General features: G+C 63.8%; 22 protein-coding genes. 11 read left to right on the top strand and 11 right to left on the bottom strand.

All coding sequences use genetic code 11. From position 1 onward, the window contains the following. Positions 1 to 13 precede the first annotated feature (13 nt). The 3 genes from SH591_RS10655 to SH591_RS10645 all read left to right on the top strand — a co-directional run bounded on the left by SH591_RS10655 (position 14) and on the right by SH591_RS10645 (position 4,816). Positions 14 to 2,236: a GumC family protein gene (locus tag SH591_RS10655; protein WP_324749097.1), complete on the top strand. Its 2,223-nt coding sequence runs from the start codon at positions 14 to 16 to the stop codon at positions 2,234 to 2,236. A gap of 178 nt (positions 2,237 to 2,414) precedes the next feature. Then, positions 2,415 to 3,452, top strand: coding sequence for a hypothetical protein (locus tag SH591_RS10650; RefSeq protein ID WP_324749096.1), 1,038 nt, complete (start codon positions 2,415 to 2,417; stop codon positions 3,450 to 3,452). After that, positions 3,365 to 4,816, top strand: a complete 1,452-nt coding sequence (locus SH591_RS10645; protein ID WP_324749095.1) for an O-antigen ligase family protein — start codon at positions 3,365 to 3,367, stop codon at positions 4,814 to 4,816. Before SH591_RS10650 ends, SH591_RS10645 begins: the two co-directional genes overlap by 88 nt. Here the strand turns inward: SH591_RS10645 and SH591_RS10640 are convergent. Beyond that, positions 4,813 to 5,937 carry a glycosyltransferase family 4 protein gene (locus tag SH591_RS10640; protein WP_324749094.1) on the bottom strand — a complete coding sequence of 375 codons (1,125 nt, stop codon included), beginning with the start codon at positions 5,935 to 5,937 and terminating at the stop codon, positions 4,813 to 4,815. The two genes, SH591_RS10645 and SH591_RS10640, sit on opposite strands and share 4 nt — an antisense overlap. A 156-nt stretch (positions 5,938 to 6,093) precedes the next feature. Here SH591_RS10640 and SH591_RS10635 point away from each other — a divergent pair, with 156 nt between their 5' ends. Both SH591_RS10635 and SH591_RS10630 read left to right on the top strand, forming a co-directional pair. Beyond that, positions 6,094 to 7,155 carry an EpsG family protein gene (locus SH591_RS10635; protein ID WP_324749093.1) on the top strand — a complete coding sequence of 354 codons (1,062 nt, stop codon included), beginning with the start codon at positions 6,094 to 6,096 and terminating at the stop codon, positions 7,153 to 7,155. A gap of 119 nt (positions 7,156 to 7,274) precedes the next feature. Beyond that, positions 7,275 to 7,970: a class I SAM-dependent methyltransferase gene (locus tag SH591_RS10630; RefSeq protein ID WP_324749092.1), complete on the top strand. Its 696-nt coding sequence runs from the start codon at positions 7,275 to 7,277 to the stop codon at positions 7,968 to 7,970. A gap of 9 nt (positions 7,971 to 7,979) precedes the next feature. Here SH591_RS10630 and SH591_RS10625 read toward each other — a convergent pair whose 3' ends face one another. Beyond that, positions 7,980 to 9,479, bottom strand: a complete 1,500-nt coding sequence (locus SH591_RS10625) for a right-handed parallel beta-helix repeat-containing protein (protein WP_324749091.1) — start codon at positions 9,477 to 9,479, stop codon at positions 7,980 to 7,982. Between the two features lie 158 nt (positions 9,480 to 9,637). After that, positions 9,638 to 10,918 carry a sugar transferase gene (locus SH591_RS10620; RefSeq protein WP_324749090.1) on the bottom strand — a complete coding sequence of 427 codons (1,281 nt, stop codon included), beginning with the start codon at positions 10,916 to 10,918 and terminating at the stop codon, positions 9,638 to 9,640. Positions 10,919 to 11,108: 190 nt separating this feature from the next. Between SH591_RS10620 and SH591_RS10615 the strand changes: the two genes are divergently transcribed. Next, entirely contained in the window at positions 11,109 to 12,107 is a 999-nt protein-coding gene (locus SH591_RS10615) for an NAD-dependent epimerase/dehydratase family protein (protein WP_324749089.1), read from the top strand. A 6-nt stretch (positions 12,108 to 12,113) separates the two neighbouring features. Here the strand turns inward: SH591_RS10615 and SH591_RS10610 are convergent, their stop codons facing one another. Together SH591_RS10610 and SH591_RS10605 are read right to left on the bottom strand one after the other, a co-directional pair. Continuing rightward, on the bottom strand, positions 12,114 to 13,394 hold the full coding sequence (locus SH591_RS10610; protein WP_324749088.1) for a nucleotide sugar dehydrogenase: 1,281 nt from the start codon (positions 13,392 to 13,394) through the stop codon (positions 12,114 to 12,116). 92 nt (positions 13,395 to 13,486) lie between these two features. Continuing rightward, positions 13,487 to 14,029, bottom strand: coding sequence for a hypothetical protein (locus SH591_RS10605; RefSeq protein ID WP_324749087.1), 543 nt, complete (start codon positions 14,027 to 14,029; stop codon positions 13,487 to 13,489). Positions 14,030 to 14,372: 343 nt separating this feature from the next. On the opposite strand from SH591_RS10605, the gene SH591_RS10600 reads away from it, so the two are divergent. Together SH591_RS10600 and SH591_RS10595 are read left to right on the top strand one after the other, a co-directional pair. After that, the gene (locus SH591_RS10600; RefSeq protein WP_324749086.1) at positions 14,373 to 14,615 is read left to right on the top strand and encodes a hypothetical protein; all 243 of its coding nucleotides are present in this window, start codon (positions 14,373 to 14,375) and stop codon (positions 14,613 to 14,615) included. Positions 14,616 to 14,789: 174 nt separating this feature from the next. Continuing rightward, positions 14,790 to 15,776, top strand: a complete 987-nt coding sequence (locus SH591_RS10595; protein ID WP_324749085.1) for a M48 family metallopeptidase — start codon at positions 14,790 to 14,792, stop codon at positions 15,774 to 15,776. On the opposite strand, the gene SH591_RS10590 is transcribed toward SH591_RS10595, so the two are convergent. The 4 genes from SH591_RS10590 to wecB are packed head-to-tail and all read right to left on the bottom strand — an operon-like array spanning position 15,750 to position 20,327. Continuing rightward, the gene (locus SH591_RS10590) at positions 15,750 to 16,547 is read right to left on the bottom strand and encodes a tryptophan 2,3-dioxygenase (protein ID WP_324749084.1); all 798 of its coding nucleotides are present in this window, start codon (positions 16,545 to 16,547) and stop codon (positions 15,750 to 15,752) included. The two genes, SH591_RS10595 and SH591_RS10590, sit on opposite strands and share 27 nt — an antisense overlap. Positions 16,548 to 16,604: 57 nt before the next feature. Then, positions 16,605 to 17,066 (bottom strand): DUF411 domain-containing protein, encoded by a 462-nt coding sequence (locus tag SH591_RS10585; RefSeq protein WP_324749083.1) that lies wholly within the window; start codon positions 17,064 to 17,066, stop codon positions 16,605 to 16,607. After that, positions 17,066 to 19,153, bottom strand: coding sequence for a RelA/SpoT family protein (locus SH591_RS10580; protein WP_322831474.1), 2,088 nt, complete (start codon positions 19,151 to 19,153; stop codon positions 17,066 to 17,068). The genes SH591_RS10585 and SH591_RS10580 overlap by 1 nt, the downstream gene beginning before the upstream one ends. A 58-nt stretch (positions 19,154 to 19,211) precedes the next feature. After that, a complete protein-coding gene (gene wecB, locus SH591_RS10575) occupies positions 19,212 to 20,327 on the bottom strand; it encodes a non-hydrolyzing UDP-N-acetylglucosamine 2-epimerase (protein ID WP_324749082.1) in 1,116 nt (371 codons plus the stop codon). Positions 20,328 to 20,475: 148 nt separating this feature from the next. Here wecB and SH591_RS10570 point away from each other — a divergent pair, with 148 nt between their 5' ends. Beyond that, positions 20,476 to 20,949 carry a winged helix-turn-helix transcriptional regulator gene (locus tag SH591_RS10570; protein ID WP_322831472.1) on the top strand — a complete coding sequence of 158 codons (474 nt, stop codon included), beginning with the start codon at positions 20,476 to 20,478 and terminating at the stop codon, positions 20,947 to 20,949. 85 nt (positions 20,950 to 21,034) lie between these two features. Next, positions 21,035 to 21,229, top strand: coding sequence for a hypothetical protein (locus tag SH591_RS10565; protein WP_322831471.1), 195 nt, complete (start codon positions 21,035 to 21,037; stop codon positions 21,227 to 21,229). Positions 21,230 to 21,306: 77 nt separating this feature from the next. On the opposite strand, the gene rpoZ is transcribed toward SH591_RS10565, so the two are convergent. Further along, complete coding sequence (gene rpoZ, locus SH591_RS10560; protein WP_322831470.1) at positions 21,307 to 21,648, bottom strand: DNA-directed RNA polymerase subunit omega; 342 nt, start codon at positions 21,646 to 21,648, stop codon at positions 21,307 to 21,309. Between the two features lie 118 nt (positions 21,649 to 21,766). Between rpoZ and SH591_RS10555 the strand changes: the two genes are divergently transcribed. Next, a complete protein-coding gene (locus SH591_RS10555; protein ID WP_322831469.1) occupies positions 21,767 to 22,951 on the top strand; it encodes a phospholipase D-like domain-containing protein in 1,185 nt (394 codons plus the stop codon). Here SH591_RS10555 and SH591_RS10550 read toward each other — a convergent pair. After that, positions 22,948 to 23,565, bottom strand: coding sequence for a class I SAM-dependent methyltransferase (locus SH591_RS10550; protein ID WP_416385181.1), 618 nt, complete (start codon positions 23,563 to 23,565; stop codon positions 22,948 to 22,950). The genes SH591_RS10555 and SH591_RS10550 overlap by 4 nt on opposite strands. Positions 23,566 to 23,682: the final 117 nt, after the last annotated feature.

The raw sequence follows: 23,682 nt of genomic DNA, 5'->3' as shown, positions 1-23,682 counted from the left end.
ATCTCGCAGCTATATGAGCAAGACCGATCTCGACCCCTCTGGCGCGCAGCGTGTTTGGCCGCTTGCGACGGATAAGGCCAGCGACCTTGCATTGCGTCCGCAGTGGGGAGTTCGCAGCTATGCCTCTCCCCAGGGGATCGACATCAACCTTGCGATGATCCTTCGCATTCTTTCGGAATGGCGCTGGCTCATCCTGGCGGCGGTCGCGGTCGGCCTAGCGGGCGCGGTCCTGGTCACGTTCCTGACGGCGCCGGCATATCGCGCGACCGCCACGCTGGAGATCAATCCGCCGTCGGTCGCCATCATGGAAGACGAGAAGGCGCCTGCGATGGCGCAGGACCGCGAATATCTCGCGACCCAATATGGCTTGCTGGCGAGCCGCACCCTGGCGCAGCGCGTCGCCCAGGATCTCAATCTGGCGGCCAACGATCAGTTCGTGCCGATCGAAACCGAGGATCGCTCCGCAAAGATCGATTTTGCGACCGATAAGCTGCGCAAGAATTTTGAGGTCGATCCGGTCAAGCTCAGCCGTCTGATTATCATCTCCTATTCTTCAGAAGATCCCGTGCTGGCGACGAAGGTCGTCAACAGCTTCGCCGACAATTTCATTAATTCCAACCTGGAGCGGCGGTACGAGGCATCATCTTATGCACGCAACTTCCTGGAGCGCCAGATCCGCAACGTGAAGGGCGAACTGGAAAAGTCGGAGCGACTGCTCGTCGGCTACGCCCAGCGCCAAGGGATCATCAATACCGGCACCACCGCCGACATCGGCTCCAGCGACGCCAACTCGCTGACCGGGGCGTCGCTGGTCGAACTGAACAAGGCGCTGGCCGCAGCTCAGACCCAGCGAATCGCAGCGGAGCAAAAGTACCGCCAAGCGAGCGCGGTCGGGACGACCGCAGAAGTCAACGAGAGCACCGCGCCGCTCCGTCAGCAGCGCGCCGCGCTGGAATCCGAATATCAGGAGAGGTTGACGAAGTTCCGGCCCGATTACCCGGACATGATCAGCCTGCGGTCCCGCATCGACGAGATCAATCGGCAGATCCGCGCCGAAGCCGGCAACGTGGCGGGCGGCCGGTCGAACTCGCTCCTCGCCGACTATCAAGCGGCCGCCGCCGCGGAACGGACGCTGCAGGCGCGCGTCAATGAGCTCAAGGCGAGCGTGCTCAACCTCCGCGGCCGCACGATCCAGTACAATATCCTCCAGCGTGAGGTCGACACCAACCGGTCACTGTATGACGCGCTGCTCCAACGCTACAAGGAAATCGGCGTGGCCGGCGGCATCGGCACGAACCTCGTATCGGTGGTCGACCGTGCCGACGTGCCGACCGCGCCGTACAAGCCCAATCTCTTCGTGAACCTTGCCATCGGCCTCATTCTCGGCCTGGCAGCAGGGCTCGGTGCGGCCTTCGTGCTCGAATTCCTGAATGACACGGTCAAGACTCCGGACGACGTTCGCGACAAGCTCGGTTTGACGTCGCTCGGCGTTGTGCCGCGCAAGGAAAACAGCCACAGCCTCTCCGAGGAACTGAAGGATCTGACCTCACCGATTTCCGAGGCTTATTTCTCCGTCCGAACGGCGCTTCAGTTTACGACCGAGGACGGCGTTCCCAAGTCGCTGCTGGTCACCAGCACGCGGCCGGCAGAAGGCAAGTCGAGCACGACGCTCGCGCTGGCCCAGAATTTCGCGCGCCTTGGCAATTCGGTGCTGCTCATCGATGCCGACCTTCGCAAGCCGGCCTTCGTGACGGGCTCAGACACCACCGTCGGCCTGTCGCGCTTGCTGACCAACCATGACCGCCTGCGTACGCACGTGCGGAAGACCCAGATCGAGAATCTTTGCATCATTCCGTGCGGACCTCTCCCGCCCAACCCCGCAGAGCTGCTGTCCTCGCCCCGCCTCAAGGCGCTGATCGCGGAAGCGTCTGCGGAGTTCGACCTCGTCATTCTTGACGGGCCGCCCGTGCTCGGCCTGGCCGACGCGCCCTTGCTCGGCGCCGTGACACGCGGCACGCTGATGGTGATCGAGAGCGGCAAGACGCGCACCAAGGCAGCGGTGGACGCCATAAACCGCCTCCAGAGCTCTGGTTCGCATATCATCGGGGCGGTTCTGACCAAATTCCGTCACCAGGCGCATGGCTATGGCTACGGCTACGACTATGAGCCATATCGTTACGGTGGCGTTGGTAAACGTGAGCGGGAAATTGAGCTTATCACACAGCGCGAGGCCTAATCGGGCCTCGCCAACGGGATCGTCCTGGAAGCGGTTCGCTTCCATCGGTTTCTTATCCATTGCGGGTCTCGGCATCGCCGGGCTGGCAACCCAGAAGGCCGCGCTCAACGAGCTCCTTCGCCGCGACCCGGAAGGGTTGCGCGCGATTGCGCCGAACGACCCGCGAATCCCGACTACGATGGCGATGTCGGAATTTACGGAGCGAAAGGGTTCGATCAGCCCCCCGCTCGCCGACGCCGCAATCAAAGCGCTGGCCCGGGCGCCGATGGCGGACGAGCCCCTGTTCATCGCCGCAACCCAGGCGGTGATCCGGCGCGACAATGCGGCAGCTTTGCCGCTTCTCGAGGAAGCGCGTCGGCGCAACCCGCGCTCGCGACTGTCGCGCCTCCTGCTTCTAGACCAATATCTGAGAGCCGGCCGCGTCGCCGACGCCGCGTCCGAGATGACCGTCCTTGCGCGATTGCTTCCGGAGGCGAGCAAGGTGCTCGTCCCCGAACTGGCCCGCATGGCGGCCGATCCGGCATCCCAACCCGCACTCATCACGGTGCTTCGCCAGGATCCGGACATGCACCAGGCGGTCCTCAAGCATCTCGCCTCGGCCAATGCCAGCGATGCACTTATCCTGAAACTGGCGCGCGAAGGCGCGTCGGGCGCTCCGTCCGAGCCGCCGATGTGGCCGGCTATGCTCCTGCATAATCTCGTGCAGCGCGGCGACGTGGGGCGGGCGCAGGAGCTGTGGCGGCAGTTGGGCGGCGCCAAGCCCGCCGAAGGTTTGGTCTATAATGGCCGCTTCGGACAAGATGCCGCTCTTCCGCCGTTCAATTGGGCATTGGACACGACGCCCGCGGGCGTCGCCGAGATTGGGCGCAAGCCCGGATTGCAGGTCGAATATTACGGGCGCCAGCGAGCGGCTTTGGCGAGCCAGTTGCTGACGTTGTCGCCGGGCGCGTACCGCCTGCAGTTCGAGGCCGAAGGAAACGCCAGCGGCGAGGGAAGCCGCCTGGCGTGGGACATTTCCTGTGCCGGTTCTTCAGCCTCCCTGGGGCGAGCCGAGATGGTCGGCGTCAGCTATGACCGGAAGAAGCTCTCCATCCGTTTCGCGGTCCCACGGACCGGCTGCAGCGCCCAGTGGCTTCGTTTGATTGGCGAGCCCGCAGAATTCCCGAAGACCCAGAACGTCCTCATCACCAATCTCGACATCCGGGCAGAAAAATAGTGGCCAAATATCTGCGGCTCGGCATGACGCCGGCCTATCTGATGCTTTGTGTCCTGCTTGGCGGAGCCAGCGCGGCGGGGTTCTGGGCCAACCTGATTCTGCAGCTGATGGCGATCCCGATGATCGTATGGTCGTTCGTGACCGTCAGAAAGACGCCCGTTTCGGGAGCGGCGCGGCACCTGCTGGGCATCGCCGCCGCCATCGTCATCGTCATCCTGCTCCAGTTAATTCCCCTCCCGCCCGGCTTGTGGACGACACTCCCCGGTCGCGGCCCGATCGCCGAGGGCTTCGTCCTGGCCGGGCAGCCGTTGCCGTGGCTGCCCATCTCGCTCGATGCTGGGCGGACGGTGGCATCGGCGCTTTGGCTGCTGCCGGCTTATGCCGTCCTTCTCTCGATCGTGCGACTCGGCAACTTCACCGCGGCCGGCATCGCCTGGACCATCGCACTGGCATCCGCGCTCTCCGTCTGCCTGGGCGCCCTGCAGATCGCCGGCGGCAACATGTCGTCCTGGTATATTTATCGGATCACCAATTACGGACAGACGACGGGCTTCTTCTCCAACAGCAATCATCTCGCCACGCTGCTGCTCGTCTCCGTTCCTTTCATCACCGCGCTGTACGTATCGGCGCGCGCGCGTCGCTCGGCACGGCGCACGTCCGGCATGGTCGTCGTCCTCGGCGGTGCAATCGCCATCTCATTGTTCGGCCTGATCATGAACACCTCGCTGGCGGGCTTGGGGCTTGGAGTGCCGGTTGCACTGGCGAGCCTCCTCATGCTGCGATCGTCCAAGACCAAGCCCATGAAATGGGGCATACCCGTCCTGGGCCTCGCCACCGTGCTCGCGGTAGCGCTCGTGGTCGTCGGGCCGTTTGGCAACAACCTGACCGGCAAGGGCGCTGAGGAACGACAGGACTCCCGCTACACCTCGTTCGGCAAGACGATCACGGCCGCAGTCGAATATGCGCCGCTCGGCTCGGGCATTGGGACATTTGCCGATGTCTATCGCACGCATGAGGATCCCAAGGCGGTCACGCGGGTCTACATGAACCACGCCCACAGCGATTATCTGGAGCTGGCGCTCGAGACCGGCATTCCCGGGATCGTGGTGATCCTGGTCTTTCTGCTCTGGTGGTTGCGCCGGACGATTGCGATCTGGTCAGCCGAAGCACCCGACGCTTTCGCACGGGCTGCGACCATCGCGTCGGGCGCGATCGTGGCGCACAGCATGGTGGATTATCCGCTCCGAACGGCGGCCATTGCCGCCCTCTTCGCGGCGGCCTGCGCGCTGATGGCGGAGCCTCGCCCATGGGGCGGACCGCGCGCCAAGAAGGCGCCGCGCGCCCGGCATCTCTCGGCGGATTAGGAACCGACGGTCCGGCGGATCGCCGCAATATAGCGGTCGATCACGATCCGCTCGTCAAACTCCTTCTCGGCGCGCTCGCGGCTGGCGGCGCCCATGAGCGCCACCGCTTCGTCCGATAAAGTGCAGAAGCGTGCCATCGCGTCGGCAAGCGCGCGGGCATCGCGCGGCGGCACCAGGAACCCGTTGCGGCCGTGATCGACGATCTGGCGGCAGCCGGGCACGTCCGTCGCCAGCAGTGGTTTGCCCATCGCCGCGGCCTCGAGCAGGCTGCGCGGCGTCCCCTCCGGATAATAAGTCGGTAAAACGATGCAATTGGCGGCTGCCAGATGGGGTCGCACGTCGTCGGCACTGCCAAGGAATTCGATCGCCCCCTCGGCGGCCCATCGCTCGATCGTGGCGCGATCGATCGCGCCCTTGCTCGTTTCATCGACGATGCCGAGGACCTGGAAGCGCGCGTCGGGGAAGCGAGCGCGGACGTCGCGGGCCGCTTCGACGAATTCGGCCACGCCCTTGGCCCAGAGCATGCGCGCCACGAGCAGGAAAACGCGCCCCGAGTGGGCGGTCGGGCGCTCCATCGGAGCAAATCGGCGGGTATCGACCCCGGAGCCGGGAAGGAGGTCCGCGACGCCCGGCGGGACCAGCCCTTCGCCGACGAACAGGTCGCGATCATCCGGGTTCTGGAAGAAGATGACCTCGGCCCGCCGCAGCGCGGTCTTGTAGAGAATCCGCACCGTCCGGTTCAGCCAATTGCGCTGAAGAAATGCCGTGCCGAGGCCGGCGACATTGTTGATCGTCGGGATGCCGAGCAGGCCGGCGGCGAGCGAGCCATAGATGTTCGGCTTGATCGTGTATCCGAGGAACGCGGCGGGCCGCTCCGCGCGCAGGATCTTCAGATAGCCGGCAAACAGCGCCGCATCCTTGCGCGGCGAGGTGCCGCGGCCATCCATCGGAAGCGCCACGAAGCGCGCGCCGAGTTCCGCGATCCGAGCGGAATGCGCATCCTCGGGCGCGACCGCGACAACCTCATAGCCCTGGTCGACCAGGCCCCGGATCAGACCGGCGCGAAAATTGACGAAATTCCATGAGGAATTGATCGAAATGACAAGCCGTTGACGCCGCATAGCTCGTCATTCCAAGCTTTCCCGCGGCATTGCAAGCCAAGGCCGAAACTGCCATCGTGCCGCGCCAGCCTCGGCGTCAGAGAAACCAGTCCCAGCCGCCCAATCCTCCCTTTTTCCACTGCGACCTCTTCGGTCCGCCGCAAGAAGCAACGAGTAATGCTGCCTTACTGGATTCTCTATTTTCTGACCGCGATTCCGGCGCTCAAGACCGGCGGCTATCAGCTTGGACAACGGATGACGTGGGGGGCGTATTTCATGGCCCTGCTGCTCATCCTGTTCATCGGGCTCCGCTACGAGGTCGGCGCCGACTGGAGCCCCTATGAACTGATGTTCGAGGACATCGCGCTGATGAAATTCAGCGATGCGCTCAGCCGGACGGACACCGCCTATGGGTTTCTGAACTGGCTCGCGCACCGGGCCGATGCCGACATCTGGCTGGTCAACCTCATGTGCGCAGCGATCTTCGTGACCGGCCTGTTCGTTTTCGCCTTCAAGCTGCCGAACCCGTGGCTCGCGCTCGCCGTGGCCACGCCTTACCTCGTGATCGTGGTGGCGATGGGATACAGCCGTCAGGGCGTGGCGATCGGCTGCCTCATGCTGGGACTCGTCGCGATCAGCAAACACTCGTTCGCCAAATTCCTGTTCTGGCTTATCGTCGCTACTGCCTTCCACCGCAGTGCCCTCGTGGTCCTGCCGCTCGTAGGCATGGCCTATACGCGCAACCGCGTACTCGTCTTCGCCTTCGGCGCGATCGCGGCCGTAGTGGCTTATTACGTGTTCATCGTCTCCGGCCTCGAAGGCATGATCATGAACTATTCTGAAAACGAGTATGAATCGCAGGGCGCCGCCATCCGCGCCGGGATGAACGCGATTCCTGCGTTGCTCTACCTCGCTAATATGAAAAGGATTCCCATCGGCGAGTCGGCCAAGAAGATGTGGAGAAACTTCTCCATCGTCGCGATTTCATCTGGGCCGCTCTTGTTTGTGTTTGACTCGAACACGGTCCTGGATCGCTTTTCCTTGTATGCGATTCCTCTGCAGATTTTCGTTTTTGCGTGGATTCCATCTTTGTACAGCGAGTCAGCCAAACAGAACCGGTTGATCATCTTCCTTCTTCTTGCTTATTCCGCCGCCGTGCAGTTCGTGTGGCTCAATTTCGCCGGCCACTCGGAGTTCTGGATACCCTACCAGATATTCCCGCAGTTCCTGCCGGAGTAACGCGGAAGTCATTTCCCCCTGCGCGGCAATAGAGATAGCCCCTTGTCAAAGTCGTCCCGATGGTGAAGCATATGCTTCTCCGAGTCAGGGGATATGGTCAGGCAGAAGGGGACTTTGGAGTGCCCGATTACAACGAACGCCTGTTCGCGAAGCGTGGCCTCAGGTCCTACTATCATCTTTCACGATTTCGCTGGCTGCATGATCGACTTGCGGCCCAAGAGGACGCGCCGCTTCGCATTATCGAACTCGGTTGTTTCGACGGACGTGTCCTCCAGCACACGCCAGCCAAGGTCGAGCGATATGTGGGGCTCGACGCCAATTGGGAAGGCGGCCTCGACCTGGGTCGCGCCGCTTATGCCGGCCGACCCGACGTCTCACTGATAGAGTGCACCTGCGCCGAGACTTTGCGCCAATTCCCCGACCACTCGTTCAACACGGCGGTGTCGCTCGAAACGCTAGAGCACATTCCGGAACCGGCGATGCGCGAATATCTGGCCGAACTTGCACGAGTGACCGAAGGCCACCTTTACGTGTCGGTTCCCAACGAGATGGGACCCGTCTTCCTCGTCAAATATCTTATGAAGCGCGCGGTATATGGGGACTCCGAGAACTACACGCTCAAGGAAATCGTCGCTGCCACCGCACGCCAGTCTCACAAGGTCAGGCGCAACGAGCATAAAGGCTTCGATTATCGACGGATGATCGACGAACTGGCGGTCCATTTCGACATTGTGCGCGTGGAAGGCCTGGCGTCGTTCGGATTGCCTCCGGCCTTATCCCTGTCGGTGGGGATCGTTGGCCGCACCACACATTGATCGCAGGAATCAAGATCTGCGCACCCCATTCACGATCACCTCGCCGACGATCTTGGCACCAGTCAGATCCACGTTCCCGACGATCGTGTTGCGGCCGAGGAAGGTGCCGCGAGGATAAGCCACATCCTTCTTGCGTTGGGACATCGTGCAATCGGCGAATATCACTTCGCTGTGGGTCCACGGCAGAACGTGGCCGTGGGTCAATCGGAAGTCGCAGCGCCTAAAAGAGACGTTGGGCGCCTGCGACAAGGCGACGATCGGCCCGGGCTGGTAGACCAACCCGCTGGGGCTTAATTTCGGATCATCCCGGAAGAAACAGTTCGTAAACCGTGTGGCCGCAGCGGGATTGCGCGCATCGCCATAACAATTCGTCACCGGCCCTACGAAGGTGCAGCGATCAAACGCCATTCCGGGCTTGCGCGGCCAGGCCGCCCAGTTCGTGGTCCCAATGAAGACGCAGTTGCGAAACGCAATGTCTTCGGCCGGACCGGATTCCGCTACCAGCCCGCAACCGGCATTGTTTGAGAATTCGCAATTCTCGAACCGCAGTTTCCGGACCGTCTTTCCGCCTTCGGCCTCGATATCGACCCCGGCGCCCGGAGCGCTGACGATTGCGGCCTTGCCGGTATGGTTGAACTGGCTGTCGATAAAGGCGTAGCCGCGTCCGCCGACCACGCTCACCCCTTGGCGGCCGTTATATTCGCAGCGCACTTGTTCGAAAACGCACTCCTCGGCCCTCTCCACGTCGGGACCGTCGATCAGTATCCCGTCCAAAGCGTGATGATGCGCGTAGACGTTACGCACCATTTCGCGGCCGCGGTTATTGTAGAGCGCAAGGCCGAACGCTCCGATCTGGCGCCCCCCGTCCAGATCGCCCCACATCCCTCCGAGCCGGTGGCCATCAAGGCTCCCGTCGAGTTCCAGGTCCGAGACTTCGATCAGCCCAGTGCAATCGTCGATGCGGATCATGGCCCAATAGGGCGTGGCCCGCCCGTCCCCGTAATAAGGCGCCTTGTGGTGGGCCGGCCGATCGGAACGCGCCTCGAAGGTGCCATAACGCAGCCCCTTGACGCACTTCAGGCGAGCGCCGTTGCCACGAATGATCAACGGCCGAGTGCAGCGCTTGAAATCGAGGATCGGATCGGGCGCAAAGGCGAAAGGACCCGTTGCACTCCTTCGTTGTCCGCCCACCAAGTAGGTCGTGCGGCGAAGGCTAATCTCTCCACCGCCCTTGCGCGTCACAAAGGCTGCGAGAGCTGCAAGCGCGGCAGTGTCATTCGTGACGCCGTCTCCCAAGGCACCGAACCATTCGGGCTGCAGGCCGCCCTCGACTTGCCGGACCCAGGCGCCCGTCCGGCCCGACGGATCGGCGGATGACGGCACATAGACGCCGCCGGACGGATCCCCGGCGATTTCCGCGGCCATGTTGCCGGCATTCCAGACGAAGCGTCCCGACCGCCGGCCCGCCTCCAGATCGACGATCTGGCCCGGCTGTGCGGCATCGGGCAAACGGGTTTGGGCGCGGCACGCCGCAGCGGGGACGAGGGCACCCGCTGCGGCAAGGCCGCCAACCTGCAGGATGGATCGTCGATTCCAGACCATGTTTCGCGCCTATGCCTTGTCCTGTGAACGGCACGTGACCCGGCAGTCAGCGCAAACGGCCCGTCTCACCGGGCGCCAAAGCCGCTCATGATGGTGCGGATGGTGCGCGCGACGATCAGGATATCAAGCCAGAACGAGAAATTCCTGATGTAGTAAAAGTCGTAATGCAGCTTGCCCAGGACCTCGTCGACCTCAGCGACATGGCCCTGTTTCACCTGTGCCCAGCCCGTGATGCCGGGCCGAACAATGTGCCGGTACCGGTAGAAGGGAAGCTCGGCCTCGTACCATTGCGAGAGCGGCACAGCTTCGGGCCGCGGGCCGATCCAGCTCATCTCTCCGCGCAGGATGTTCACCACCTGGGGCAGTTCGTCGATGCGCATCTGCCGCAAAAACCGGCCGATGCGTGTGACGCGATCGTCTGAATCCCGCGTCATGGCGGCGACCCTGGGGTCTTCCGGCCTGCCGTTCGTGTGGATCATGGTCCGAAACTTGAACATTCTAAAGGGCACGCCGCGATAGCCCATTCGCTCCTGACGAAAGAGAGCGGGGCCTGCGGAATCGAGCCGGATTGCGAGCGCGACCAGACCCAGGAAAGGCAGCAGCAGGGGCAGGGCGACTAGGGCCGAAACGAAATCCGCGGCCCGCTTCACCTTGCCATAAACGACGCCAGGAATGAGAGATCCGAGATTGTTCTCGGACAGATGTTCGATCGCGACCCTGCCCGTGAGCGATTCCTCCACCTGCTTCACGTGCATTACGAGCACGCCTTGCAGCGCCCGATCGGCGAGAAAGCGTTCCCAGGCCTCCGGGATGTCCGCCCTCAAGTCGGCGACCACGGCATCGAACCCGCGCGTGTCGGTAGCCGGATCCACCAGCGTCACCCAACGCACGTCGGTCACCCTCCGCAGGGAATCGATTTGTCCGAACGGAACGATGCCGATGCAGAGCCGGCGTTGGCGCTGCACGCGGAAGTAGATGAAATAGTACCAGACGATGCAGATGACGAAGCTGGCGAGGAAATGCAGTCGGCTGTAATCGATCCGGAAGAAGAAGAAGACCAGCAGCACCAGCCCATAGGACACCGCGAACGACGGGAGGATATGGAAGGAGGCTCGTGCGCCCGGATAACGCGACAGCCGCCGAAACCCGTAATAGCCCAGCGCCAGCCCGATCACGGTACCGATCAACGAATAATGCAGACTGGTGATCGTCCCTTCGGTGGGAAACTGGCGGCGCACCCAATAAGGCAGCAGGACGGCGAGGAGCAGCCCGGCGCCCAGCTGGAAGCGGACGCGGTTCCACAATGTGCGTCGCGCGCTGTTGAGGTTACCATTTTGTGTTGGCACGTTGGATTAGCTCAGAATGCTCCAGCTGCCGGGTTTTGCGGAGCAGCTATTCGAAAGGTCGGATAAAGGCATCGCCTTACACTATCCCCTATAAGCCCAAAATCCCGGGCCGATTCAACGACTGATTGCTCGTTGAGGTTTGGCAGGCGAAACGATATGCCCACGGCGGGGTTCCGGAGAAGCTTGATTTATGACCACGCTCGTAACCGGCGCTGCCGGCTTTATCGGTTATCATGTGGCCCGACGCCTGATGGCGCGCGGCGAAAAGGTCATCGGGCTCGACAACGTCAACGATTATTACAGCGTCCAGCTCAAGCGTGATCGGCTTGCCGCCCTCCACACCGAATTCGGCACCGCCTTCAGGTTCATCGAAGCCGATTTCGGCGACTTTGCCGGGCTGACGCGCCAATTCGACGACTGCGATTTCGCGGCGATCGTGCATCTGGGCGCCCAGGCCGGCGTCCGCTATTCGATTGAGAACCCGCACGCTTACGCCCATTCCAACCTCGTCGGGCATCTCAATCTGCTCGAGGTCGCGCGCCAGCGGCGGGCGCCGCACCTCGTCTATGCCTCCTCTTCCTCGGTCTATGGCGGCAACGATACGTTGCCCTTCCGGGTCGAAGACCGGGTCGACCACCCGCTCTCCCTCTATGCCGCGACGAAGAAGGCCGACGAGTTGATGAGCGAGACCTACGCCCATCTCTACCGGCTTCCCCAGACCGGCCTGCGTTTCTTCACCGTATACGGTCCCTGGGGGCGGCCCGACATGGCGATGTGGCTGTTTACCCAGGCGATCCTGGAGGGCCGACCGATCAACGTCTTCGGCGAAGGCAATATGCGGCGCGACTTCACCTATATCGACGACATCGTCACCGGGATCGTGGCCGCACTGGATAATCCTCCCGCCGACGATGGCACGGAGAAAGCGGGCGGCAGCAAAGCCCCGCATCGCCTGTACAATATCGGCAACAACAATAGCGAAGAGCTGACGCGCATGATCGCGGTGATCGAGCAGGCTTGCGGGCGCAGCGCCGAAAAACGTCTGATGCCGATGCAGCCTGGCGATGTCCGCGACACCTATGCCGATATCAGCGCGATCCACCGCGACCTCGGCTTCCAACCGTCGACCGCGATCGATGTGGGAATTCCGCGCTTCGTCGAGTGGTACCGCGCCTATCACGGCGTTTGAGCCAGGTCAGAGCGACCAGAGCGTCGTGCCTTCCGGGAAGGACTGATCCCGCCATATGCCGTGGAGGTCGGCGACGAGGCCCCCTTCCGCAACGAGCGCCGTCACTTCATCCACCGCCATTGCGCAGTAGCTGCGGTGGGACACGGCGACCAAGACGACGTCGTAGCGTGCTGCCAATGCCGAGGTGTCCAGGGCGAGCCCGCTTTCGTGTTGGACCTCCGCAGGATCGGCAATCGGATCGTGAAGGGTGATGTGGTGGCCCAGCCATCGCAGCCGATTGACCACGTCCAGGACCTTCGAGTTACGGAGGTCCGGGACGTCTTCCTTGAAAGTGACGCCGAGGATCAGGACCGACCCGGTACGGCTTTGCCGGCGACTGTGAATACGGTCGGCGATCCAGCTTCCCATGCCGTCGTTGATCGCGCGACCTGCCAGGATGACCCGCGGCAAATGGCCGAGGCTCTGCGCGCAATGGCTGAGATAATAGGGATCGACGCCAATGCAGTGCCCCCCGACGAGGCCGGGACGGAAATTGAGGAAGTTCCACTTGGTGCCTGCCGCCTCGAGCACGTCGAGCGCGGACAGGCCGAGCTTTTCGAAAATCTGGGTGATCTCGTTCATGAAGGCGATGTTGATGTCGCGCTGGGCGTTCTCGATTACCTTCGCAGCCTCGGCCGTCCTGATCGACTTGGCCTTGAACGTTCCCGCGTCGGTGACGCGATCGTAGAGCGTAGCCAGCCGATCCAGGACCGCAGCATTTTCGCCGGCGACAACCTTCACGATCTTGTCGATGCTGTGCTCGCGGTCCCCCGGATTGATCCGCTCGGGGGAATAGCCGAGGAAGAAGTCGACGCCGCGCTTCAGGCCGGACACTTCCTCGAGCAGCGGCCCGCAAAGGTCTTCCGTGACGCCGGGATAGACCGTGCTCTCGTAGACTATGACCGGCCGCCGTTCCTGGACCAGATGTTGCGCCACCGTCCGCGTGGCGGCGAGAAGCGGACGCAGGTCGGGCCTGCTGGCAGCATCGACCGGAGTGGGCACCGTAATGATGTAGACGTCCGCGGCGGCGCAATCGGCGGGATCGGAAGCATAGGCCAGCGTCGACTGAGCCAGGACGTCCGCGCCGACTTCGTGCGTGCGGTCGCGGCTCTCGCGCAGTTCCGCGATACGGGACGTATCGATGTCCAACCCGGTGACGCGCGTCGTCCGCGCGAGCGCGACGGCGAGCGGCAAGCCGACATAACCGAGGCCCACGACCACGACATGTTCATTGATGGATTGGGACATGTCGCAGACCGTCAGCGGAATTGCTGGTTTCGAACAGCTTAGCTTCTATGTCTTACCGCCCCGTCAACGCGGGGTGGCCGGCGGACCGGCCGCTAACGGGTTCGGGCACCGACGGCCGTCGAGGGCGGCGTCTCGCGAACAACCAAAGCGCCGCGCGCCGCCAGCCATTCTCGATTCGATGCGCTGACCGACTGCAGGAAAGAACGCGGCTTCTTCATCAGCTCTTTGGGCCGGTCCGCCTTCATGTTGACGGCCGCGGCAATGTCCGCGACGAAGAATACGCAATTCTGGCGATTGAGATTGTATGACGGCTGAGCGAGCGCCTTCCAGCGCGCGACAATGGCGAGCACGCTGTCCAGCTCGGCATCGCTCAGCACGAAACGAAAGTGCTCGTCGCTGCCAGCAATATAGTCGGGCTTCGAAGGCCTTACTTCGCCCTGGACTGAGCCAAACAGAATCGCGGGGCTGACATGTGTGGCCGTAAAGCCATAGCTGGCGTCGAATCGCTGGCCTGTTCGCTCGTCGATGCCGCGAAGGACAATGAAAGCGTGCGGAAACGTGTCGCGCCACTCCTTGGAATAGAAGGAGATCTCGACCGCCGCGGAGGCCAGCGACGGCAGCGCCAGCAGAAGCACCCCGAGCCAAAGGCGGCACAGTCCAGCCGATAGGCAGGGCCAGCCCGCAGGTCGGCACGGTCGCGGCTTCACCCTGCTCTCCCCTTGAATCGATGCGTTTTTCTCGTCATGCGAAAGATGCCTATAGTGAAACAGGGCGGTGACGTGCAATGTCGAGCCGTGCCTAATGCGCGCCTCTACTTGGGAACTATTGCTTTCGTTAGCCTTTTGTACACCTTGCGGCGGCTAGGTGGCATCGCCCGATTCCAAATGGGGCTGTTTTCGGGGTGGACACTCGATCCCCTGTCAGGTAGTTAGGCCGCCGAAATAGAAGACTAAGTTGAGTACGAAGGGAGAAGCTGACGTGACTTTTAAGGGACTAATCGCTGCGACGGCCGCACTGGCGCTGACGGCGACTCCGGCGCTTGCCGCCGCCAGCACCGCTCGCGCGGCGTCGGTTGATCTGGCTCCGGCGGCTGAGACCGTCGACGGCTCCGAGCTCGACGGCGGCGCGAATGTCGTTGTCGCTATTCTCGCGCTGATCGCCGCCGGCCTCGGCCTGTGGGTGATCCTCGACGACAGCGACGACGAGCCGGTCAGCCCGTAACAGCTGGCATCTGAATATTCTGACAAAGGCCGGGAGTTTCTCCCGGCCTTTTCTTTTGTCTGATCCTGTCAATCTCGCCCCGCCGATTACGCGCAACGCGCCCCTTCGCCGGGTCCGCCCCGCCCAGCTTAGTCCGAACTCGATCAAGCCGGAGCGAGAGGCTAGGATCAGCGTATGACCCGCGCCGTTATCGCCATTTCCGCATTCATGCTGTGGTCCTCCGCTGCCGCGACACAAATCCAGCTGCACGACGATGCGGTTCAGACAGCCGATTCACCCTCCTTCGTCCGTGCCGACGATTATCGAGTTGCCGAGGTGGGCTTCCGAATCGCGCGCCAGGGCTTGGCCTTATGCGTCCGTACGGCGCCTGCCGCGGGCCTATTGCTCCACCATCTCGGCGAATATGCGGTGGCGGACCGGGACGATGCGGTCGCCCGCTTCGGCCTCGATCGCGGTCCGGGCGTGCTGGCGGTGGTCGCGGGCGGTCCGGCGGCCCAAGCCGGGCTGCGCGCCGGCGACGTGCTGCTGACCGCGAACGCCGTTCCTTTCTCCTATGCCCCGGACAAGGGAGACGAAGATCGCGACGACGCACCGCGGCGGGGCATAGAAGCGCTCGAGCAAAGACTGGAATTGCAGCTCGCGGGTGGGCCGGTACGCCTCGATTTGCTGCGCGATGGCCGGCCGGCGACGGCAACGATCACGGCCGTGCCTGCTTGTCCGGCGCGCGTCCGCCTCGCCCGTTCGAGCCAGCTCAACGCCTTCGCGCGCCGCGGCTATGCGATCGTCACGACCCGGATGCTCGATTACCTCCAGAGCGACGACGAGCTGGCGATCGTGCTCGGCCACGAAATGGCGCACGTCATACTCGGCCATCCCGAGCAGCTCGACGCAGCCGGCGTCCCGCGCGGTCTGCTGCGGCATTTCGGCAAGAATGCGTCGCGCGTGAAGGCGACCGAGATCGAGGCGGACAGGCTCGGACTGCGCCTCGCCTGGGCCGCGGGCTACGATATTTCGGCGGCCGTGCCCTTCTGGCGCCGTTACGCCGCCCGCGTCGGCCCGCACTTCGCCACCACGCATCCCGGACTCAAGGCGCGGGAGAAGATCATCGCCGAGACAATTGCCGAGCTGGGCGCGTCACAAAGCCGTCCGCAGCGTCCATAATTCGGGGAAGGCGCGCTTGCCGAGCGTCGACTGGAGATAGGAGACGCCCGCAGTGCCGCCCGTGCCGCGCTTGAAGCCGATGACGCGTTCGACCGTGATCACATGCTTGTGCCGCCACGTGGCCATAGCGTCGTCCACATCGACCAATTTCTCGGCGAGCTGGTAGAGCGGCCACCAGCGCTTGGCGTCGCGATAGACGGTGGCCCAGGCCGCCTCGACCTCGGGGCTCGGCTGATAGGGCTCGCTCCAATCGCGATCGAGCACCGCGGGCGGCAGATCGAATCCCGCCCGCGCCAGCGCGGCATTGGCCTCGTCCCACAGGCTCGGGCTGCGCAGCGCTGCGCCCAGTGCCTCGTGCTCCGCACTCCCTTCCTCCTGGAAGCGGAGGTGGCCGGCATCCTTCAGGCCCAGCAGATACTCGACCTGGCGGAACTGGGCGGACTGGAAGCCCGAGCTCGATCCGAGAACGTGGCGGAAGCTGGTATAATCGGTCGGCGTCAGCGTTGCGAGCACGTCCCAGGACAAGGTCATCACCGCCTGGATGCGCGACACGCGCGACAGATTCTTGTGGACCGGCACGAGCGCGTCGGCGCGGACCAGCTCGCGCGCCAGCTTGAGCTCGTGGATCACCTGCTTCAGCCACAATTCCTTGGTCTGGTGGATGATGACGAACAAAAGCTCGTCATGGTGATCCGAGATCGGATGCTGGGCGCTCAGCAATCGCGGGAGGCCGAGATACTGGCCGTAGGTCATGGAAGGCTTGTCGTTCATGCCGCGACCCTATCACAAAGCAGAGCGCACAAAAGGGCTAGTGCAGGGCCGCTCCGATCAGCCGTAGCTGGCGAAGACCGATCGCCGCCCGTTCGGCGCGAACGCAATGACCTGGTAGGGCTGCTTGCGGCTGTGGCCGACATCCATGCCCGGCGATCCGGCGGGCATGCCCGGGACGGCGAGGCCGGCGATGGTGCGGGACCGGCTTGCGACCAGCCGCTGGATATCGGCCGGCGGCACATGGCCCTCGATCGCATAGCCGTGGACCAGGGCGGTGTGGCAGGACTGAAGCTCCGCCGGTACGCCGCGGGCGAGCTTGACTCCGGCGAGGTCGGCGACTTCCACGACGGGCAGCTTCCGCTTGAAGGCCGCCTCCATCCGCTTTGCCCATTCGAGGCAGCAGCCGCAGCCCGGGCTGTGCCACATCACGAAGCTCGGCGCCGGCGCGAACGCTTCAGCGCGGGGCCCGACGAAGGCGGCCGCGCCGAGCGCACCGAGGAAGAGGCGCCGGTCCATCATTACATCCGCTCGGCGGTGGAGACCACCTCGGTGGCGCGGAGCGCGGCGAGGATCCGCATCAAATGCTGAACGTCGTGCACCTCTATGTCGAAATGGAAGGTGTGGAAGCTGCCGTCGCGGCTCACCTGGTCCATGCTGACGATGTTGGCGCCGTGGCTGCCGAGGATGCCGGCGATGACGGCGAGGGCGCCGGCCTCGTTCTTCATCACTATGCACAGGCGCGCGGCGCCGCCGTCCGCCTCGTCGCCCCAGGCGAGATCAACCCAGTCGGCATCGATTCCGCTCGCCAGAGTCTCGCAGCCGATCGTGTGCACCTCGATCCCGGCGCCTTCGCGGCGCAGGCCGACGATGCGGTCGCCCGGAATCGGGTGGCAGCAGGCGGCAAGGTCGAACGCCACGCCTGGAGTCAGGCCCTTGATCGAGATGGCCTGCCGTTGCGGCGGCGGCTTGACGCCCTGCTTGGTCGCCGAGCCCGGCATCAGGGCTTCCATCACGGCGACGTCGTCGATCCGCTTCAGCGCGATCGCCTCCATCAGCGAATCGTCGTCGTGGATGTTGAGCCGCTTCATCGCCTCGGTGACCGCTTCCCAGCCGAGCTGCGTCGGCAGGCGCTGGACGATCTCGTCGAAAATTTTGCGGCCGAGCGCGATCGTCTCCTCGCGCTCCTTGGATTTCACGAAGCGGCGGATCTTGGCGCGGGCCTTGCCAGTGACGACGAAGCTCAGCCAGCCGGGCTGTGGGTGCTGCGCCTTGGAGACGAGGATCTCGACCTGGTCGCCATTTTCGAGCGGGGTGCGTAGCGGCATCACCCGGCCGTTGATCTTGGCGCCGACCGTCTGGTCGCCGAGATCGGTATGCACCGCATAAGCGAAATCGACCGGCGTCGCGCCCTTGGGAAGCTGGATCAGCTCGCCCTTGGGCGTGAAGGCGAAGATCCGGTCCTGGTACATCGCCATGCGGGTATGTTCGAGCAGCTCCTCGGCGCTGCCGGCATGGTCGAGGATCTCGATCAGGTCGCTGATCCAGGGATGCTGGGTCGAGGCGACCGTCTTGCCTTCCTTATAGGCCCAGTGGGCGGCGAGGCCGTGCTCGGCCTGGGCATGCATGTCGCGGGTGCGAATCTGGATCTCGATGCGGACCTGCTCGTCGTGGATCACCGACGTGTGCAGCGACTGGTATCCGTTGCGCTTGGGCGTAGAAATGAAGTCCTTGAAGCGGCCGGGCACCATCGGCCAGCGCTGATGGATCAGGCCGAGCGTGTGGTAGCATTCCTCGACCGAGCCCACGATCGCGCGGAAGGCCATGACGTCCGACAATTGCTCGAAGCTGACGTGGCGCTCGGCCATCTTGCGCCAGATCGAATAAGGATGCTTCTCGCGGCCCTGGACCTCGGCCTCGATGCCGCTCGCCTCGAGATGCGCCTTGAGGCCGCGGCTGATCCGCTCGATCAGGTCGCCGCCGCCCTTGTGGAGCTGCTCGAGCCGCTTCGAGATGGACGCATAGGCGTCGGGCTCGAGCTCGCGGAACGCGAGCGTCTGCATCTCGGTCATGAACTCGTACATGCCGATCCGCTCGGCGAGCGGGGCATAGATGTCCATCGTCTCACGGGCGATGCGGCGACGCTTATCCTCATTCTTGATGAAGTGGAGCGTGCGCATGTTGTGGAGACGGTCGGCGAGTTTGACGAGCAGGACGCGGATGTCGCCTGACATGGCGAGCAGGAACTTGCGCAGATTCTCGGCCGCGCGCTGGCTCTCGGTCTGCGCCTCGATCTTGGAGAGCTTGGTGACGCCGTCGACCAGCCGCGCGACATTCTTGCCGAACAGCTTCTCGATCTCCTCGGGCGTCGCGACCGTATCCTCGATCGTGTCGTGGAGAATGGCGGTGACGATGGTCTCGTCGTCGAGCCGCAGATCGGTAAGGATGCCCGCCACCTCGATCGGATGGCTGAAATAGGGGTCGCCCGACGCGCGCTTCTGCGTCCCGTGCTTCTGCATCGAAAAGACATAGGCGCGGTTGAGCATCGCCTCGTCGGCGTCGGGGTCGTAGCCCCTTACTTTTTCGAGCAGTTCATATTGCCTGAGCACGAACCGACATTGGGTGCGGCCCTGCTTCGTTGCAATGCAAAAAACGGCAGATTGCGGTTCACCGCGTGCGGCGGCGGCCGCTGCCGTTGCGGACGCGCAGGTCCTCGACGCAGCGAAGCGCCGTCCGGCCGTCCCAATGTTCGGGCGGCGCCTGCGGCGCTCCGCGGCGGCCAAGCGCCGCTTCGAGCTCCGCGACGAGGGTTTCGGCGCGCACCAGCCGGTTGGTGCCATGGCTGACCGTGATCGGCCGCTCGGTATTTTCGCGCAGCGTCAGGCAGGGGATGCCGAGATAGGTCGTTTCCTCCTGAATGCCGCCGCTGTCGGTGATGATCGCCGTCGCACCGACGACGAGGTTCATGAAGTTTACATAGGGCACCGGCTCGAGCAATCGCACTCCGGAGGTGTCGAGACGGTTCAGCAGCCCTGCCTCGGTGAGGCGGGCAAGCGTGCGCGGATGGAGCGAGAAGACGAGCGGGAGGCGCTGCTGCGCATCGACCAGCGCATCAACCAACGCCGTCAGCTGCTGAAGATCGTCGACATTGGACGGCCGGTGGAGGGTCACGACGCCGTAGGGCGCGTCGCCCAGCCCCAGGTCGGCCCGAAACCCGGCCGCTTCGATGCCGCCGCGGACCATCTCCAGACTGTCGATCATGATGTTTCCGACGCGGCTGATCCGGTCGGCAGGAACCCCCTCGTCCAGCAGATTGAAATCGGCATCTTCGGACGGGGTCCAGAAAACGTCGGTAACGGCGTCGGTGACCAAGCGGTTGATCTCCTCCGGCATGTCGCGGTCCCGGCTGCGCAGCCCCGCCTCGAGATGGACGATCGGAATCGCGAGCTTGGCGGCCGCCATTGCGCAGGCCGCGGTAGAATTGACGTCGCCGACCACGACCAGCCAGTCGGGCCGGTCGTCGGTCGCCAGCTTTTCATAAGCGACCATGACGCGCGCGGTCTGCTCCGCATGGGAGCCGGAACCGACCCCGAGATGGTGATCGGGCGCCGGCAGCCGCAGGTCCGCGAAAATCGCGTCCGACATGTTGATGTCGTAATGCTGCCCGGTGTGGATCAGCACCGGCGCGAACTCGGTCGTCGCGGTCAGCGCGTGCCAGAGCGGCGCCACCTTCATGAAATTGGGCCGCGCGGCGGCGATCAGATGGACGCGGCACTGGGACATCGAGACTGAGATCCGCTGAATTGGAGAGCGCCCAATCTAAGCGTCCCGCCTTAAGAAGCCGTTGCGGAGGCGGTCGAAGTCTTCGGTCCGAAGCGGATATTCGCTTCGGGCATGACAATGGCGCAAAAAGAGCTAGTCTAAGCGCGCAATGCTCAAGCTGGATTACAAGAAAGCCGTGCTGGCGGAGTGCGGCATCTCGGCCGCGCTCGAAGCGGTCGGCGAACGCTGGTCGTTCCTGATCCTGCGCGGGGCCTTCAACGGCCTCCATCATTTCGAGGAATTCCAGTCGACGCTCGGCATCGCCCGCAACATCCTCTCCAACCGCCTCGCACGCATGGTCGAGAACGACATATTGAAGCGCGAGCCCGATCCGGGCGACCGCCGCAAGATCGCCTACCGCCTCACCGAGAAGGGGGAAGCCCTGCTGCCGGTGTTGATCGCCTTGCGGCAATGGGGCGAACGCTGGGTCACCGGTGTGCCGTCCAACCCCGTCCTCGTCGACCGCGCCGCGCATCAGCCGATTGCGCCGATCGCCGTCCGGGCGGGTGACGGCCGCGCCCTCACCCTCCGCGATCTCGCCTGGGTCGACCGTTCCGAGATCGGCAAGGCGGACGCCGCCTGAGTTGGGCCGGACGGGCCGGACTCGACTCCAGGCGGGTCGAAGGGTAAATTAAGTCTTAATTCGCAGGACCAGGGGGGACGATCCCATGCCGATGTATTCGCTGCAGGTGCAGAGCGAAGGCCGTACGCCCGTCTCGCAAAAACTGGGCTTTTATCAGGATCAGGCGGCGGTCGAATATGCCCGCAAGATGGCGCGCGGGTCGGCTTTCCAAGTGTGGCGCGACTCGGAACTGATTGCCAGCACGGACACTGAACAAACCGCCCATCCCGAGCTCGCCTGATATTCAGCCACTCTACGAAAAAAGCGGACCGCTCCAGCTGGAACGGTCCGCTTTTTCTATTCCGACGCTAGCGACGCTTATTCGTAGTCGCCGGCCAGGTTGGTGTTGCGCGGCGGAGCGGCGGCGGTGAGGCGAAGCGCCTCGGCCGACTGGCTCAGCGAGCCGACCTCGTCCGGCGCATCGTCGTCGTCGACCTGGACGCGCTGAAGATTGGAGATGACCGCTTCTTCGAGCTGCTTGGGACGCACCGTGGTCTCGGCGATCTCGCGCAGCGCGACGACCGGATTCTTGTCGCGGTCGCGATCGATGGTAAGTTCGGCGCCGCCCGAAATCTGCCGCGCGCGCTGGGCGGCGAGCAGAACCAGGTCGAAACGGTTCGGGATTTTGTCGACGCAATCTTCGACGGTTACGCGCGCCATGGAGCAGCTCCGCTAGTCTCGGCTGGATGGGAAAGGCGGGCGGCTACCAGCCGAAGCCGCCAGTGTCAATGATTTGGGGGGCTTGCGCCGGCCGGTCAAGGCCCTCATGTCGAACCCTATGGCCGACGCCAATCCGAAGAAAACGACGCCGTCCGTATCGGTCTCCGTCGCAGGCAACGATCTCGTTCTGCTCGCCGACGGCCGCGAGCGGCTCGAGGCGCTGATCGCGCTGATCGACGGGGCCAAAGAAGATCTTCGCGTCCTTTATTACATGTTCCTGGATGACGTGTCTGGGCGGCGGGTGCGGGACGCCTTGCTGGCAGCGGTGAATCGTGGCGTGAATGTGTCATTGCTCGTCGACGGCTTCGGCAGCGACACCGCCAAGGCCGCCTTCTTCAAGCCGCTCATCGAGAGCGCGTGTCAATTCTGCCGCTTCAGCCCGCGCTTCGGGCGGCGCTACCTGCTGCGCAATCACCAGAAGCTCGCGCTCGCAGACAGCCACAAAGTCATTATCGGCGGCTTCAACGTTTCCGACGATTATTTCGGCACGCTTGAATCCGGGGCGTGGCGAGATCTTGGCCTCCAGGTCGAAGGCGACAGCGTCCTTGGCCTCGTCCGTTATTTCGACGATTTGTTCGGGTGGGCCCGCAAGCCAAATGGCCGCATCCGCGAACTGCGTCGGCTGCTCCACAAGCACAGCGTAACCGACGGCAAGCTCCACTGGCTGTTCGGCGGCCCCACCCGGCGATTGAGCCCGTGGGCACGGGCGATGCGGAGGGACATGCTGTCGGCAACGCGGCTCGACATCATCGCCGCATATTTCGCACCGAGCGTCGGCATCCTGCGCCGGATCGCGCGGGTTGCGCGGCGCGGGAAGGCGCGCCTGGTGACTGCGGCGAAGTCCGACAACAATGCAACGATCGGGGCCGCCCGTAATACCTATTGGTGGCTGCTGAAGCGCGGCGTCGAGATCTACGAATATCAGCCGACCAAGCTCCATACGAAACTGTTCGTGATCGACGACGCGGTCCATATCGGATCGGCCAATTTCGACATGCGCAGCCTGTTCCTGAACCTCGAGATGATGCTGCGCGTCGAGGACCGGGCGTTCGCCGAGGCGATGCGCGGCTTCGTCGACCACGAGATCGCCGACAGCGAGCCGATCACGCGCGAGCGCCATCGGACCCACCGGACATGGTTCAATCGCTTGAAATGGGGGGCGTCCTACTTCCTGGTCGCCGTGGCCGACTACCGCATCTCTCGCCGGCTGAATTTCGGCGGGGAGAAGAAGACGTCCGGTTAGTCCTTCCAGGCCCAGAACAGGGTCGCCGGCGGGATGTTGACCCACTCGAACCCCTTGTCGATCCGGTCGAAATGCGGCGCGATGAACTCGCGGACCTTGGGCGAGAATTGATAGACGAGGAAGGCGCCGCCGGGGCGAAGCGCGGCCGCGGTCTCCGCGGCGATTGCAGGGCCGACGCCCGGCGGCAGCGTCGAGAAGGGCAGGCCCGACAGGATATAGTCGGCATTTTCGAAGCCGCGATCGGCCATGATCTTGCGCACGTCGGCCGCCGAGCCGGTGACGGCCTCGAGGCGGCTGTCGGTGAACTTACCGTTGAGATAGGCCGTGAAGTCAGGATTGGTGTCGATCGTCAGCACCGTCGCATCGGGCGCGAGCCGGTCCAGGATGTGCTGGGTGAAAGTGCCGACACCGGGACCATATTCGACGAACAATTTGGTGCTGGCCCAGTCAACCGGCTCGAGCATCTTGTCGATCAGCACCTTCGACGACGGAATGACCGATCCGACCATTACGGGGTGCTTCAGGAATCCGCGGAGGAACATCCAGAGCGGGCCCGCGCCGGCGGTTCGCGCAAAGGCCCCATCGGTGCGTGCCTGTTCAGCCGAAAGCGTCATGCTGGTCCCAATCCTCTTGATATCAGGTGCGTTGGCAAAACAACGCGGCAATGGCAAGGGCGGGGCAGCGCTACCGTGCATTTATCCCTATTGCACGACGGGTTGCCGGTTTTACGC

Source organism: Sphingomonas sp. LY54, assembly GCF_035594035.1.
Lineage (GTDB): Bacteria > Pseudomonadota > Alphaproteobacteria > Sphingomonadales > Sphingomonadaceae > Allosphingosinicella.
The sequence above is the reverse complement of the archived record's forward strand: the minus strand, read 5'-3'. Positions and strand labels throughout refer to the sequence as shown.

Coding starts and splice junctions, on each gene's coding strand:
- SH591_RS10655 (WP_324749097.1), top strand. CDS start 14: ATGAGCAAGACCGATCTCGACCCCTCTGGCGCGCAGCGTGTTTGGCCG.
- SH591_RS10650 (WP_324749096.1), top strand. CDS start 2,415: ATGGCGATGTCGGAATTTACGGAGCGAAAGGGTTCGATCAGCCCCCCG.
- SH591_RS10640 (WP_324749094.1), bottom strand. CDS start 5,937: ATGCGGCGTCAACGGCTTGTCATTTCGATCAATTCCTCATGGAATTTC.
- SH591_RS10635 (WP_324749093.1), top strand. CDS start 6,094: ATGCTGCCTTACTGGATTCTCTATTTTCTGACCGCGATTCCGGCGCTC.
- SH591_RS10615 (WP_324749089.1), top strand. CDS start 11,109: ATGACCACGCTCGTAACCGGCGCTGCCGGCTTTATCGGTTATCATGTG.
- SH591_RS10610 (WP_324749088.1), bottom strand. CDS start 13,394: ATGTCCCAATCCATCAATGAACATGTCGTGGTCGTGGGCCTCGGTTAT.
- SH591_RS10595 (WP_324749085.1), top strand. CDS start 14,790: ATGACCCGCGCCGTTATCGCCATTTCCGCATTCATGCTGTGGTCCTCC.
- SH591_RS10590 (WP_324749084.1), bottom strand. CDS start 16,547: ATGAACGACAAGCCTTCCATGACCTACGGCCAGTATCTCGGCCTCCCG.
- SH591_RS10585 (WP_324749083.1), bottom strand. CDS start 17,066: ATGATGGACCGGCGCCTCTTCCTCGGTGCGCTCGGCGCGGCCGCCTTC.
- wecB (WP_324749082.1), bottom strand. CDS start 20,327: ATGTCCCAGTGCCGCGTCCATCTGATCGCCGCCGCGCGGCCCAATTTC.
- SH591_RS10570 (WP_322831472.1), top strand. CDS start 20,476: ATGCTCAAGCTGGATTACAAGAAAGCCGTGCTGGCGGAGTGCGGCATC.
- SH591_RS10565 (WP_322831471.1), top strand. CDS start 21,035: ATGCCGATGTATTCGCTGCAGGTGCAGAGCGAAGGCCGTACGCCCGTC.
- rpoZ (WP_322831470.1), bottom strand. CDS start 21,648: ATGGCGCGCGTAACCGTCGAAGATTGCGTCGACAAAATCCCGAACCGT.
- SH591_RS10555 (WP_322831469.1), top strand. CDS start 21,767: ATGGCCGACGCCAATCCGAAGAAAACGACGCCGTCCGTATCGGTCTCC.
- SH591_RS10550 (WP_416385181.1), bottom strand. CDS start 23,565: ATGACGCTTTCGGCTGAACAGGCACGCACCGATGGGGCCTTTGCGCGA.